This window comes from Citrobacter sp. Ce104, from assembly GCF_030334595.1.
Lineage (GTDB): Bacteria > Pseudomonadota > Gammaproteobacteria > Enterobacterales > Enterobacteriaceae > Citrobacter > Citrobacter europaeus.
In genome coordinates this window covers 562,590-575,682 of sequence record NZ_JAOWDP010000068.1, presented here as the reverse complement: position 1 = coordinate 575,682, position 13,093 = coordinate 562,590, and the positions used below count along the sequence as shown (strand labels likewise).

General features: G+C 52.4%; 10 protein-coding genes. 2 read left to right on the top strand and 8 right to left on the bottom strand.

The annotated features are described in order from the left end of the window. Positions 1-12: 12 nt before the first annotated feature. The 8 genes from nuoH to lrhA all read right to left on the bottom strand — a co-directional run bounded on the left by nuoH (position 13) and on the right by lrhA (position 10,206). A complete protein-coding gene (nuoH, locus tag OGW16_RS21200; protein WP_003028063.1) occupies positions 13-990 on the bottom strand; it encodes an NADH-quinone oxidoreductase subunit NuoH in 978 nt (325 codons plus the stop codon). Then, positions 987-3,713 (bottom strand): NADH-quinone oxidoreductase subunit NuoG, encoded by a 2,727-nt coding sequence (gene nuoG, locus OGW16_RS21195; RefSeq protein WP_047413421.1) that lies wholly within the window; start codon positions 3,711-3,713, stop codon positions 987-989. The genes nuoH and nuoG overlap by 4 nt, the downstream gene beginning before the upstream one ends. Positions 3,714-3,793: 80 nt before the next feature. After that, a complete protein-coding gene (gene nuoF / locus OGW16_RS21190; RefSeq protein WP_003834753.1) occupies positions 3,794-5,131 on the bottom strand; it encodes an NADH-quinone oxidoreductase subunit NuoF in 1,338 nt (445 codons plus the stop codon). Beyond that, on the bottom strand, positions 5,128-5,628 hold the full coding sequence (gene nuoE, locus OGW16_RS21185) for an NADH-quinone oxidoreductase subunit NuoE (protein WP_003028069.1): 501 nt from the start codon (positions 5,626-5,628) through the stop codon (positions 5,128-5,130). The genes nuoF and nuoE overlap by 4 nt, the downstream gene beginning before the upstream one ends. A gap of 2 nt (positions 5,629-5,630) precedes the next feature. After that, the gene (nuoC, locus tag OGW16_RS21180; RefSeq protein WP_075145879.1) at positions 5,631-7,433 is read right to left on the bottom strand and encodes an NADH-quinone oxidoreductase subunit C/D; all 1,803 of its coding nucleotides are present in this window, start codon (positions 7,431-7,433) and stop codon (positions 5,631-5,633) included. Positions 7,434-7,518: 85 nt separating this feature from the next. Next, positions 7,519-8,181, bottom strand: coding sequence for an NADH-quinone oxidoreductase subunit NuoB (gene nuoB, locus OGW16_RS21175; RefSeq protein ID WP_003028075.1), 663 nt, complete (start codon positions 8,179-8,181; stop codon positions 7,519-7,521). Positions 8,182-8,196: 15 nt separating this feature from the next. Further along, a complete protein-coding gene (gene nuoA, locus OGW16_RS21170) occupies positions 8,197-8,640 on the bottom strand; it encodes an NADH-quinone oxidoreductase subunit NuoA (RefSeq protein ID WP_003028077.1) in 444 nt (147 codons plus the stop codon). Between the two features lie 627 nt (positions 8,641-9,267). Continuing rightward, positions 9,268-10,206 carry a transcriptional regulator LrhA gene (lrhA, locus tag OGW16_RS21165; RefSeq protein WP_043017049.1) on the bottom strand — a complete coding sequence of 313 codons (939 nt, stop codon included), beginning with the start codon at positions 10,204-10,206 and terminating at the stop codon, positions 9,268-9,270. 928 nt (positions 10,207-11,134) lie between these two features. Between lrhA and alaA the strand changes: the two genes are divergently transcribed. Continuing rightward, a complete protein-coding gene (gene alaA / locus OGW16_RS21160; protein ID WP_003028082.1) occupies positions 11,135-12,352 on the top strand; it encodes an alanine transaminase AlaA in 1,218 nt (405 codons plus the stop codon). Between the two features lie 83 nt (positions 12,353-12,435). Beyond that, the gene (gene yfbR, locus OGW16_RS21155) at positions 12,436-13,035 is read left to right on the top strand and encodes a 5'-deoxynucleotidase (RefSeq protein WP_003028083.1); all 600 of its coding nucleotides are present in this window, start codon (positions 12,436-12,438) and stop codon (positions 13,033-13,035) included. Positions 13,036-13,093 lie beyond the last annotated feature (58 nt).

The following is a 13,093-nucleotide window of genomic DNA, read 5'->3' as shown; positions in this document are numbered from 1 at the left end:
TCTTTGTGTCCCTTATTGCGCCTGCCACAGAATGACAGCCGCCGTTACCAGCAAGTTGACGAGCGTCAGCGGCAGACAGACTTTCCAGCCGAAGGACATTACCTGGTCATAACGAGGACGCGGTAACGACGCACGAATCAAAATGAACATCATCATGAAGAACGCGGTTTTCAGCGCGAACCAGACGAATGGCGGTAAGAACGGGCCATGCCAGCCACCGAAGAACAGGGTAACCATCAGTGCAGAAATGGTGACGATACCGATGTACTCACCCACGAAGAACAGACCGAATTTCATACCGGAATATTCAATGTGGTAACCGTCGGCCAGTTCCTGCTCGGCTTCTGGCTGGTCGAACGGATGACGGTGACACACCGCCACGCCCGCGATGGCAAAGGTGACAAAACCAAAGAACTGCGGAATTACGTTCCAGATATCAGCCTGGTTGTTGACGATGTCGGTCATGTTAAATGAGCCGGCCTGCGCCACCACGCCCATCAGGGAAAGTCCGAGGAACACTTCATAGCTCAGCGTTTGCGCAGACGCACGCATCGCACCGAGCAGGGAGTATTTGTTGTTACTGGACCAGCCGGCGAACAGTACCGCGTATACCGCGAGGCCTGCCATCATCAGGAAGAACAGGATCCCGATGTTCAGGTCAGCGACCACCCAGTTCGGACTCACCGGCACGATGGCGAAAGCCAGCAGCAGCGAGGTGAAAGCGATCATTGGTGCCAGGGTAAAGATGACGCGATCCGAGAATTTCGGGATCCAGTCTTCTTTAAAGAACATCTTGATCATGTCCGCAACCAGCTGGAGCGAACCGCCCCAGCCAACACGGTTCGGTCCGTAACGGTTCTGGAACAGACCCAGCAGACGACGTTCGCCAAAGCTCATGAATGCCCCGCAGGTGACCACCACCAGCAGGATCACGACCGCTTTGAGAATGCTCAGCAGGATCTCAATCAGATCGGGTGTAATCCAACTCATTGTTGTGCCTCCTGCAGATCCTCAAGACGCGCACCTGCCAGTACCGGCGCGATGCCAGGCATACCCATCGGCAAACCAACCTGCCCTGCCGTTAATCCTTCAGCGATTTCAACCGGCAGCGTAACCGTGTTGCCATCGTAGCTGAAAGAAACGCGCGTACCGGCATTAACCCCCAACTTCGCGGCATCAGCCGGATTGAGTTTAATGTACGGCTGCGGCATACGGGTCTGGAAGACCGGCGCACGTTGTGACATTTCGTCGCTACCAAACAGATGGTAGTAAGGCGCGATACGCCACTGACCATCCTGAGCCTGGAAGCTCGCCGGAACGGTAGTGAAGTAATCCATCCCATCCGCAGAAGCTTCGATCAGACGCACGCCTGGGTCGCCATGACGCAGTTTACCGCCCACTTCATCCTGGAACTTATTCCACGCCTGTGGGGAGTTCCAGCCTGGTGCCCAGGCAAACGGAATTTGTGAACGCGGCGCAGACGGTTGGTTGTTCCCTTCCATCGAGAAAGCGAACATGGTGTCTTTGTCCTGCGGCTGGCGCGGTTCGTGTACGCTGATGTTGGCGCGCATTGCGGTACGACCGCTGTAGCGGTGCGGTTCACGTGCCAGTTTCTGTCCACGAATACGGAAGGTTGCATCCGGCGCGGCATCTTTAATACCCGCCAGTTGCGGCAACTTCTCAACGACCGCGTCGATGACGTGGTCAAGCTGCGTCCAGTCCACTTCACGGCTCTGCACGGTGCTGTGCAGCGAGTGCAGCCAGCGCCAGCTTTCCAGCATGACGGTGTTGCTGTCGTAGTAGGACGGGTCGTAGACCTGGAAGAAGCGTTGGGCGCGGCCTTCGTTGTTAATCACCGTACCATCGCTTTCGGCGAAGCTTGCGGCGGAAAGCACCAGATGGGCGTTTTCCATAATTGCCGTACGCTGATGGTCAACGACCAGTACCAGTGGCGCTTTCGCCAGCGCAGCGTTCACACGCGTAGCTGAAGCATGGCGATGCAGGTCATTTTCCAGCACCACAACGGCGTCAGCACGACCTGTTTCCAGCTCGGTCAGCGCATCGTCAAGGGAACCACCGCCAATCATACCCAGGCCCATGCTGTTAACAGAGCGAGCAATCATGGTGATGCCGACGTCAGCGCCCCGACCTTTCAGCGCCTTCGCCACGTTGGCAGCCGCCTGAATCACCTCGGCGCTACCGGCGTTGGTACCGGAAATAATCAGTGGTTTCTTCGCTCCGGCCAAGGCCTGAACGATAACGTCAATTTTGTTCTGCAGGTCACGATCGATACCGTCAACCGCCGGGGCGTTGTTATCCAGCGCGTGGGCGATAGCGAAACCTAAACGCGCCTGATCTTCAACCGGCGCACGGTAGGTCCATGCGGCGATATCATCCAGACGGGTGTTATCGACGTTGGTGACGAACAGCGGATGCTTGGCGCGCTGGCCGATGTTGAGGATGGCCGCAATCTGCCAGTCGGCCACTTTCTGCGCCGCCGCCATTTCGCGTGCTTTACCTTTCACCGCCTGACGCACTGCCAGCGCAACGCGCGCGCCGGTCTGGGTGACATCTTCGCCCAGCACCAGAACCGCATCGTAGGATTCGATTTCGCGCAGTGCCGGAGTATGAATACCGCCGTCACGCAGTACGCTCAGCGCCAGCTGCAGACGTTCCTGCTCGCCCTGGGCAATACCGGTATAGAAGTTATCCGCACCGACCAGTTCGCGCAGTGCGAAGTTGCTTTCAACGCTGGCGCGCGGGGAGCCGATACCAATCACTTTCTTCGACTGACGCAGAATATCTGCCGCGCCCTGCATCGCCTGTTCGGCGTTCAGCGTGATCAGGTCATCGCCACGACGCTGTACCGGCTGACGCGGACGGTCTTTCAGGTTCACGTAACCATAGCCAAAACGACCACGGTCGCAGAGGAAGTAATGGTTAACAGTACCGTTATAACGGTTTTCGATACGACGCAGTTCACCGTAGCGCTCGCCCGGGCTGGTGTTACAGCCGATGGAACACTGCTGGCAGATGCTCGGCGCAAACTGCATGTCCCATTTACGGTTATAACGCTCGGAGTGCGTTTTATCGGTGAAGACGCCGGTCGGACAAATTTCGACCAGGTTGCCGGAGAATTCGCTTTCGAGCGTACCGTCTTCCGGACGACCGAAGTAGACGTTGTCATGTGCGCCATAGACGCCCAGATCCGCGCCATCGGCGTAATCTTTGTAGTAACGTACGCAGCGATAGCAGGCGATGCAGCGGTTCATTTCATGAGAGATGAACGGCCCCAGGTCCTGGTTGCGGTGCGTACGCTTCGTGAAGCGGTAGCGACGGAAGCTATGACCGGTCATGACGGTCATATCCTGAAGGTGGCAGTTACCGCCCTCTTCACAGACCGGACAGTCGTGCGGGTGGTTAGTCATCAACCACTCCACTACGCTTTCGCGGAACTGCTTCGCTTCTTCGTCATCAATAGAAATAAAGGTGCCTTCGGTGGCCGGTGTCATACAAGACATCACCAGGCGACCACGCGTGTCTTCCGCGTTTTGATATTGCTTCACCGCACACTGGCGGCAAGCACCGACGCTTCCCAGCGCCGGGTGCCAGCAAAAGTACGGAATATCAAGGCCGAGAGACAGACAAGCTTCCAGCAGGTTGTCCGCTCCGTTGACCTCATATTCTTTGCCGTCTACATGAATCGTAGCCATAGTCAGCATGCTTCCAGTTGGCTCGGTCGTAACCGAGCGTTAATCGAATTACTTATCGCGATGCAGGGGTTAACCTGCAATTACCAGCGCTCTTTCAGCAGGTTCGGCTGAATACCACCAATCTGATGGGTATTGCTGAAGGACTGCTTGATGCCAGCTTCGAATTCTTCGCGGAAATATTTAATGGCGCTCTGCAGCGGTTCCACCGCACCCGGTGCGTGTGCACAGAAGGTTTTACCCGGGCCGAGGAAACGACACAGTTGCTCAAGTGTCTCGATATCCCCTGGCTGGCCTTCGCCACGCTCCAGCGCGCGCAGAATTTTCACACTCCACGGCAGACCGTCACGGCACGGCGTACACCAGCCGCAGGACTCGCGGGCAAAGAACTCTTCAAGGTTACGCACCAGTGGAACCATGCCGATCTCGTGATCGACGGCCATTGCCAGCGCGGTACCCAGACGGCTGCCTGCTTTACCGATGCTTTCGAATTCCATTGGCAGGTCAAGGTGCGCCTCGGTCAGGAAGTCAGTACCCGCGCCGCCAGGCTGCCAGGCTTTAAACTTCAGGCCATCGCGCATGCCGCCCGCGTAATCTTCGAGGATCTCACGCGCGGTAGTACCGAAAGGCAGTTCCCACAGGCCAGGATTCTTCACACGACCGGAGAAGCCCATCAGCTTGGTGCCTGCGTCTTTGCTCTTCGAAATGTTCTGGTACCACTCCACGCCGTTCGCGAGGATAGCCGGTACGTTACACAGGGTTTCAACGTTGTTTACGCAGGTCGGCTTACCCCATGCGCCAGAGCTTGCCGGGAACGGCGGCTTGGAACGCGGGTTAGCACGGCGACCTTCGAGGGAGTTAATCAGCGCGGTTTCTTCACCGCAGATATAACGCCCTGCCCCGGTGTGGACAAACAGTTCGAAGTCAAAACCGGTGCCCATGATGTTTTTGCCAAGCAGACCGGCTTCGGTCGCTTCGGCGATCGCGCGACGCAGATGCACGGCCGCTTCGATATATTCACCGCGCAGGAAGATGTAACCACGGTACGCTTTCAGCGCAAACGCGGAGATCAGCATGCCTTCCACCAGCAGGTGCGGCAGCTGCTCCATCAGCAGACGGTCCTTATAGGTGCCCGGTTCCATTTCATCGGCGTTACACAGCAGGTAACGGATGTTCATGGATTCGTCTTTCGGCATCAGGCTCCACTTCAGACCGGTGGAAAAGCCCGCGCCGCCGCGCCCTTTCAGGCCAGCGTCTTTTACCTGATTAACGATTTCATCCGGTGACAGCCCGGTCAGGGCCTTTCGCGCACCTTCGTAGCCGTTCTTGCTACGGTATTCGTCCAGCCATACCGGCTGTTTGTCATCACGCAGACGCCAGGTCAGCGGATGCGTTTCGGGAGTACGGATAATGTCTTTCATTTATACCGCTCCAGCAGTTCGGGAATGCCTTCCGGGGTCAGGTGAGCGTGAGTATCCTCATCGATCATCATGTTTGGCCCTTTATCGCAGTTCCCCAGGCAACAGGTTGGCAGCAGCGTAAAACGACCGTCAAAGGTCGTCTGCCCCGGCTTGATGTTGAGTTTTTTCTCAAGCGCAGCCTGGATCCCCTGGTAGCCGTTGATATGGCACACCACGCTGTCGCAGTAGCGGATCACGTGGCGACCTACCGGCTGGCGGAAGATCTGGCTATAGAACGTGGCAACACCTTCTACGTCGCTTGCCGGGATACCCAGCACATCCGCGATCGCATAGATCGCGCCATCCGGCACCCAGCCACGCTGTTTCTGAACGATTTTCAGCGCTTCAATGGACGCCGCACGCGGGTCTTCGTAGTGGTGCTTCTCGTGCTCAATCGCTTCACGCTCAGCCGCACTCAGCTCAAAAGCCTCGGTTTGTGGTTGTTGATTCTCGTGCATAATTAGCGGTCCACATCTGACATAACAAAATCGATACTACCCAGATGGACGATCAGGTCGGACACCAGGCTGCCACGTACCGCTACCGGGATCTGCTGCAGGTGTGCATAGCTCGGGGTACGGATACGGGTACGATAACTCATGGTGCTGCCATCGCTGGTCAGGTAGTAACTGTTGATACCCTTGGTCGCTTCCACCATCTGGAAGGACTCGTTTGCCGGCATAACCGGTCCCCACGAAACCTGCAGGAAGTGGGTGATCAGGGTTTCGATATGTTGCAGCGTGCGCTCTTTCGGCGGCGGCGTCGTCAGCGGATGATCCGCTTTGAACGGGCCTTCCGGCATGTTATTGAGGCACTGCTCAAGGATGCGCAGACTCTGGCGCAGCTCTTCAACTTTCAGCATCACGCGGGTATAGCAGTCGGACACACCGCCGCCAACCGGAACTTCAAAGTCAAAGTTTTCGTAGCCAGAGTACGGACGCGCTTTACGCACGTCGAAATCAATACCAGTCGCGCGCAACGCAGCACCGGTACAACCCCAGTCCAGCGCTTCTTTCTTGCCGTAAGCGGCAACGCCCTGCGAACGACCTTTCAGGATGGTGTTACGCAGCGCCGCTTTCTCGTAGGAATCCAGACGTTTTGGCATCCAGTCGAGGAAGTCACGCAGCAGCTTGTCCCAACCGCGCGGCAGATCGTGCGCCACGCCGCCGATACGGAACCAGGCCGGGTGCATACGGAAACCGGTGATCGCTTCCACGACGTCATAGATTTTCTGACGGTCGGTAAAGGCGAAGAATACCGGAGTCATTGCGCCGACGTCCTGAATGAACGTGGAGATATACAGCAGGTGGCTGTTGATACGGAACAGTTCAGACAACATCACGCGAATCACGTTGACGCGATCCGGCGTGGTGATACCAGCCAGCTTCTCAACGGCCAGTACGTAAGGCATTTCGTTTACGCAGCCGCCGAGGTACTCAATACGGTCGGTGTACGGAATGTAGCTGTGCCAGGACTGACGTTCACCCATCTTTTCAGCACCACGATGGTGGTAGCCGATGTCAGGTACGCAGTCGACGATTTCTTCGCCATCAAGCTGCAGCACAATACGGAAAGCACCGTGAGAAGACGGGTGGTTAGGACCGAGGTTGAGGAACATGAAGTCCTCGTTTTCGGTACTACGCTTCATACCCCAGTCTTCTGGTTTGAAGGTCAGCGCTTCCATTTCCAGATCCTGCTTGGCTTTGGTCAGCTCAAACGGATCGAATTCGGTCGCACGCGCCGGGTAGTCTTTACGCAGCGGATGACCTTCCCATGTAGACGGCATCAGCAGACGCGTCAGGTGCGGGTGGCCTTCGATATCGATGCCAAACATTTCCCAGGTTTCACGCTCATACCAGTTGGCGTTCGGGAACAGTTTGGTGAAAGTCGGTACGCGCAGATCGTTTTCAGACAATGCCACCTTGAGCATGATATCGCGATTGCGTTCAATGGAGATCAGGTGATAGAAAACGGAAAAATCCGCGGCAGGTAACCCTTCGCGGTGCGTACGCAGACGTTCGTCCATGCCGTGTAAGTCAAACAGCATGACGTAAGGTTTCGGCAGTCTCTTTAAGAAATCGCCAACTTCCAGTAGTTGTTCACGCTTGACCCAAACAACGGGTACCCCGGTGCGAGTCGCCTGAACGGTAAAGGCATCCGGCCCAAAACGGTTGCGCAGTTCGCCAATGACCGGGTCATCAAGGTGATCCCGTGTTTGCCATGCGGCGTCTTGCGCGGTTAAGTCGGTCATATTGTTCACCATTGCAAATGGTCCGTGGTGGTCGGCAGTGCTTCGCGCTATTTATGTAGTGATAAGCGAAGGAAGTGCTGCTGCCGACAGGCGCAAATTAAATCTCGTCTGGTGTACGAAGATTCGTTACAGCAATACGTTCGCCGCGTTTACGCTCGCGTTCTGACTGCATATTGGCGCGATAAACGCCCTGATCGCCAACCACCCAGGAGAGCGGACGGCGTTCTTTGCCAATCGAATCTTGCAGCAGCATCAGAGCCTGCATATACGCTTCCGGACGCGGCGGACATCCCGGGATGTACACATCAACCGGAATAAATTTATCAACGCCCTGCACAACAGAATAGATGTCGTACATACCGCCGGAGTTGGCGCATGCGCCCATGGAGATAACCCATTTCGGTTCCAGCATCTGATCGTAGAGGCGCTGAATAACCGGTGCCATTTTGGTAAAGCAGGTTCCGGCTACCACCATCAGGTCAGCCTGACGCGGCGATGCACGCAGTACTTCCGCACCGAAACGGGCCACATCGTGCACGGCGGTAAACGAGGTCACCATCTCAACGTAGCAGCAGGAAAGGCCAAAGTTATATGGCCAAATTGAGTTTTTACGGCCCCAGTTAACCATGTCATGCAGCTTGCCCATGAACACGTTTTTGTTAACTTCTTGCTCCAGGGGGTCGGTTACGATCTCCTGTTTTTGCAGGGGGTAACGGTCGTTCTCACCGTTAGGATCTATGCGGGTGAGCGTATAATCCATCTTAATGCCTCGCGGTTAGCGTTGACGATTAGCGATACTGTTCGTTTCCGGGTTCATACGCTCGCGGCGTGAACGCGCGGGCGTCCAGTCCAGCGCGCCAATACGCACCAGATAAACCAGACCTGCCAGTAACACAAAAATAAAAATTGCAGCTTCCACAAAGCCAATCCAGCCGCTTTCACGGATAGAAGTTGACCATGCGAACAGATACAGCGCTTCAACGTCGAAGATAACGAAGAACATGGCTACCAGATAAAACTTGGCAGACAGGCGCAAGCGGGCGGTGCCGACCGAGTCGATACCTGATTCAAACGGCACGTTTTTAGATCTCGCGCGCGCGCGACCACCTAAAAACCAGCCGCCGACGAGCATCAGGCAGCACAGGCCAATGGCAACAATAAGAAAGATAGCGAATGCCCAGTGATGAGCGATGATTTCAGTGGATGTTGACATACTCATTGCTTACTCATCAAAAGTAGCGCCAAATTCTCTGCTCTTTTCGGCAGATGAACGCCACATCGATTCATGGGGAGGAATAAAAAAAACCTTACAATCACTGTGAAAAACCATTTTATACAGCTAATTGATGGGGTTTTTTACTCCTTTCTATAACCTTTTGTCAACTTTAACAAAAGTTTCCTCACATTATTTTACACCAATCCAACTTCATTAACATAAAGTGCTGTTTAGACCAATTTCGATCGCATCATCGGTCATTTTTAACGTTGTTGAATCGTGTCCGTAGTGAAGTAAAAAAGATAATACTCGTCTATTTTGACAGGAATTCACCCAGATGCCTCCCCCTAAATGGGAGTATTTTCTTGATCTGTGACACGCTTTTGTTAATTCACCATAAAAAACAGCAACAATTTCTCTAGTTTTTTAACATGGAAACAATTAGCAATGCTGCTGATTATTTTTTAGTCTAACATCAGGCCATTTTTTTACCTTCTGATTTTGTTAAGTTTTAGTATAGCAAATGACATAAAGCGGCAATATTTGCATAAAAAAAGAGCCGCTGGATGTTCTTTCAGCATCAGCGGCTCTTTTTTACACTTACATTTTAAAACTGTTTTTTGTGACGGGTTACTCAAAGTCGCCTTCAACAATCAGCGAGTCATCTCCCCCTTCAGGGGTAAACTGATTGTATTGCCAAGGATTTTGATACGTTTGCATCGACTTAAAGATAACGTCTGCCAGCTCATTTTGCGTGGACGGATCGCAGCACAACAGATACTCAGTATCAGGCAATGGCGGCAATCCGTCGGCGGCACCCAGGACGCGCAAATCCGGACTCATCATTTCAACAGGACGCGCAGTGACGCCGAGCCCTGCTTTTACCGCCGCACGAACCGCGGGTAATGTTGAAGCGACATATGCCAGACGCCATGGAATCTGTGCAGCGTTTAATGTCGCCAGCACGATATCGCGAAACGGACTCGGATCGTCCAGCAGAACCAACGGTACCGGCTCACCCTTTTGCAGGATATATTCGGCAGCGCAGTACCAGTGTGTTGGCGAGGTACGCAGATTCAGACATTCAAAATCGCCTGGTCGGTTGGTGGTAACCACCAAATCCACTTCTTGCGACTTTAGCATATCCACCATATAAGCGTTACGCTTGACTCTCACATCCAGCGCAAGCTTCGGATAAACCGAACTTATACGGTTGAGCAGGAAAGGCAGTATGGTATCGGCGGATTCATCAGAAGCACCGATAGTTAACACTCCCTGAAGATTATTAAACATTAATGATGAGCATGCCTCATCATTAAAACGCAGTATTTTTCTGGCGTAACCCAACAGTTGTATACCATGTTCGGTCAGTAGCTTGTTGCGTCCATGGCGTGCGAACAACTCTTTCCCCACGAGTTGCTCAAGACGCTGCATTTGCTGACTCACCGCAGACTGAGTTCGACATACCGCAGCTGCCGCAGCCGCAAAGGTATTCAGGTCGGCAACAGCAACGAAGGTTCTCAGCAGATCGAGGTCGAGGTTAATTATCGGACGATTTGCATTTATCATAGTTTTTCACTTACTCGCGGGTCATACCGGGTTAATGCTGTGCATTTGGAATCAAACAACTCCATTTGTAATGTGCCTCCCTCGCAGTTTCGCTTAGTGTAACCAAGTGAAAATAAGGATGTATTTGGTTTAACAAACGAAACAATTCTCTTTCTGAGCTATTTTAATACCCGTGATATTCATCGGAATATAGCAACGAGAAAGAGCCGGATTTTTAGCTGCTGGATGATTCTGACTTATGGAAAACATGTAAATTTTGTAAATTTAAAAAAAAGTTAACGAACAATAATTTACACATTAAGAACTATCTTTTCAGTATGTTAGGAACAACCAACCAACATTTGAATTATCTTAAAATTCAGACTACTTACCATTTCATGGGACTTATCTTAACCTAAAACCACTATATTTATAAGTGTTATCGTGAATAATTCCAGGCAAATTCGTGTTATGTCCTGACAGCAGTTTCCCTATTATTAGCCCACTCAATTTGATGCCATTTAAATATTAAATAATAATTAATTAAGAATCCCTCAATTCATTAATTATGCTTAACAATGGATTTACACCGTATCACGGACGGATCAGACCGATAACAACCCCCGCAGCTAAAACCTCAGTATTTTCGAATTGCCTCATCCAGCTTAGACGTCGGTGACATTTCGCTTTACAACCTTAACTTTTTTTGACCAGACAAATCACCACAACCAAACCTTCATAGCAAATCATATAACTAATAAAATACAGTTAACCAGATTATTATTCTATGATAATTGCATCATTTAGTTGTTAACAGTTAATTATAACTTCATGGCTTTTCAAAATGTTCTACTAAAGACCCTTCAAAACTCACCGCCGTGGGAGTACATTGTGCTGGGCTGACTTCCATGGCAGGGAGTGGCATTCACAGCTAAAAAGGTCAACGTTCATGTCCCCCATTGAAAAATCCAGCAAATTAGAAAACGTCTGTTATGACATTCGCGGCCCGGTTCTGAAGGAAGCAAAGCGCCTGGAAGAAGAAGGCAATAAAGTTCTGAAACTGAACATCGGCAACCCGGCGCCATTCGGGTTTGAAGCGCCAGATGAAATTCTGGTGGATGTGATCCGCAATTTGCCAACAGCGCAAGGATATTGCGACTCAAAAGGTCTTTATTCCGCCCGTAAAGCGATTATGCAGCATTACCAGGCCCGTGGTATGCGCGACGTCACCGTGGAAGATATTTATATCGGTAACGGCGTTTCTGAATTAATTGTGCAGGCTATGCAGGCATTGCTGAATAGCGGGGACGAAATGCTGGTTCCTGCCCCTGATTATCCACTGTGGACGGCGGCGGTTTCGCTCTCCGGCGGTAATGCCGTTCACTACCTGTGTGACGAATCATCAGACTGGTTCCCGGACCTCGATGATATCCGCGCCAAAATTACACCGCGTACCCGCGGGATCGTCATCATCAACCCAAACAACCCAACCGGCGCTGTTTATTCTAAAGAGCTGCTGATGGAGATTGTTGAGATTGCTCGCCAGAACAACCTCATCATCTTTGCGGATGAGATTTACGACAAAATTCTCTACGATGACGCTGAACACCACTCCATCGCGGCAATGGCTCCGGACCTGCTGACCATCACCTTCAACGGCCTGTCAAAAACCTATCGCGTCGCTGGTTTCCGTCAGGGCTGGATGGTGCTGAACGGACCGAAAAAACATGCCAAAGGGTATATTGAAGGTCTTGAGATGCTGGCCTCTATGCGCTTATGTGCCAACGTTCCGGCGCAACATGCTATTCAGACCGCGCTGGGCGGATACCAGAGCATCAGCGAATTCATCATGCCTGGTGGGCGTCTGTATGAACAACGCAACCGTGCATGGGAACTGCTCAATGACATTCCCGGCGTCTCTTGCGTAAAACCGCGCGGCGCACTGTATATGTTCCCGAAAATTGATGCTAAACGCTTCAACATTCATGACGACCAGAAGATGGTGCTCGACTTCCTGCTGCAGGAGAAAGTTCTGCTGGTGCAGGGGACGGCGTTCAACTGGCCGTGGCCGGATCATTTCCGCATCGTTACGCTGCCGCGAATTGATGATATCGAAATGTCGTTGAGTAAATTTGAGCGTTTCCTGTCGGGTTATCGCCAGCTGTAACCCCGCAAAGTGCTACCGGGTTTGCATCCGGTAGCACTCTCTGCGCAAAATACCGTTACTGAAGTCACTGAGTAAGGGTCGTTATGAAGCAGAGCCACTTTTTTGCCCACCTCTCCCGTCTGAAACTCATTAATCGCTGGCCACTGATGCGCAATGTGCGCACCGAAAACGTGTCTGAACACAGTCTGCAGGTTGCCATGGTTGCTCATGCGCTGGCCGCGATCAAAAACCGTAAATTTGGTGGTCAGGTGAATGCTGAGCGTATTGCCCTACTGGCGATGTATCACGATGCGTCAGAGGTGTTGACCGGCGATCTCCCTACCCCGGTGAAATACTTCAACTCGCAGATTGCCCAGGAATATAAAGCGATAGAGAAAATTGCCCAGCAAAAGCTGGTCGATATGGTTCCTGATGAACTGCGCGATATTTTTGCGCCTCTCATTGATGAACATGCCTTGAGTGAAGAAGAGAGATCGATTGTTAAACAGGCCGATGCCCTGTGCGCATATCTGAAGTGTCTGGAGGAACTCTCCGCCGGTAACAACGAGTTTCTGCTGGCTAAAACGCGTCTGGAAAAAACGCTGGAATCGCGACGCAGCGAGGAGATGGACTACTTTATGGACGTATTCGTCCCGAGCTTTCACCTCTCATTAGATGAAATAAGCCAGGATTCACCATTGTAAGTTTGCACCGACATTACCTTTATATGCCGGACAGGATGTTAGCCTCCATCCGGCATAT

Coding starts and splice junctions, on each gene's coding strand:
- nuoH (WP_003028063.1), bottom strand. CDS start 990: ATGAGTTGGATTACACCCGATCTGATTGAGATCCTGCTGAGCATTCTC.
- nuoG (WP_047413421.1), bottom strand. CDS start 3,713: ATGGCTACGATTCATGTAGACGGCAAAGAATATGAGGTCAACGGAGCG.
- nuoF (WP_003834753.1), bottom strand. CDS start 5,131: ATGAAAGACATTATCCGTACTCCCGAAACGCATCCGCTGACCTGGCGT.
- nuoE (WP_003028069.1), bottom strand. CDS start 5,628: ATGCACGAGAATCAACAACCACAAACCGAGGCTTTTGAGCTGAGTGCG.
- nuoC (WP_075145879.1), bottom strand. CDS start 7,433: ATGGTGAACAATATGACCGACTTAACCGCGCAAGACGCCGCATGGCAA.
- nuoB (WP_003028075.1), bottom strand. CDS start 8,181: ATGGATTATACGCTCACCCGCATAGATCCTAACGGTGAGAACGACCGT.
- nuoA (WP_003028077.1), bottom strand. CDS start 8,640: ATGAGTATGTCAACATCCACTGAAATCATCGCTCATCACTGGGCATTC.
- lrhA (WP_043017049.1), bottom strand. CDS start 10,206: ATGATAAATGCAAATCGTCCGATAATTAACCTCGACCTCGATCTGCTG.
- alaA (WP_003028082.1), top strand. CDS start 11,135: ATGTCCCCCATTGAAAAATCCAGCAAATTAGAAAACGTCTGTTATGAC.
- yfbR (WP_003028083.1), top strand. CDS start 12,436: ATGAAGCAGAGCCACTTTTTTGCCCACCTCTCCCGTCTGAAACTCATT.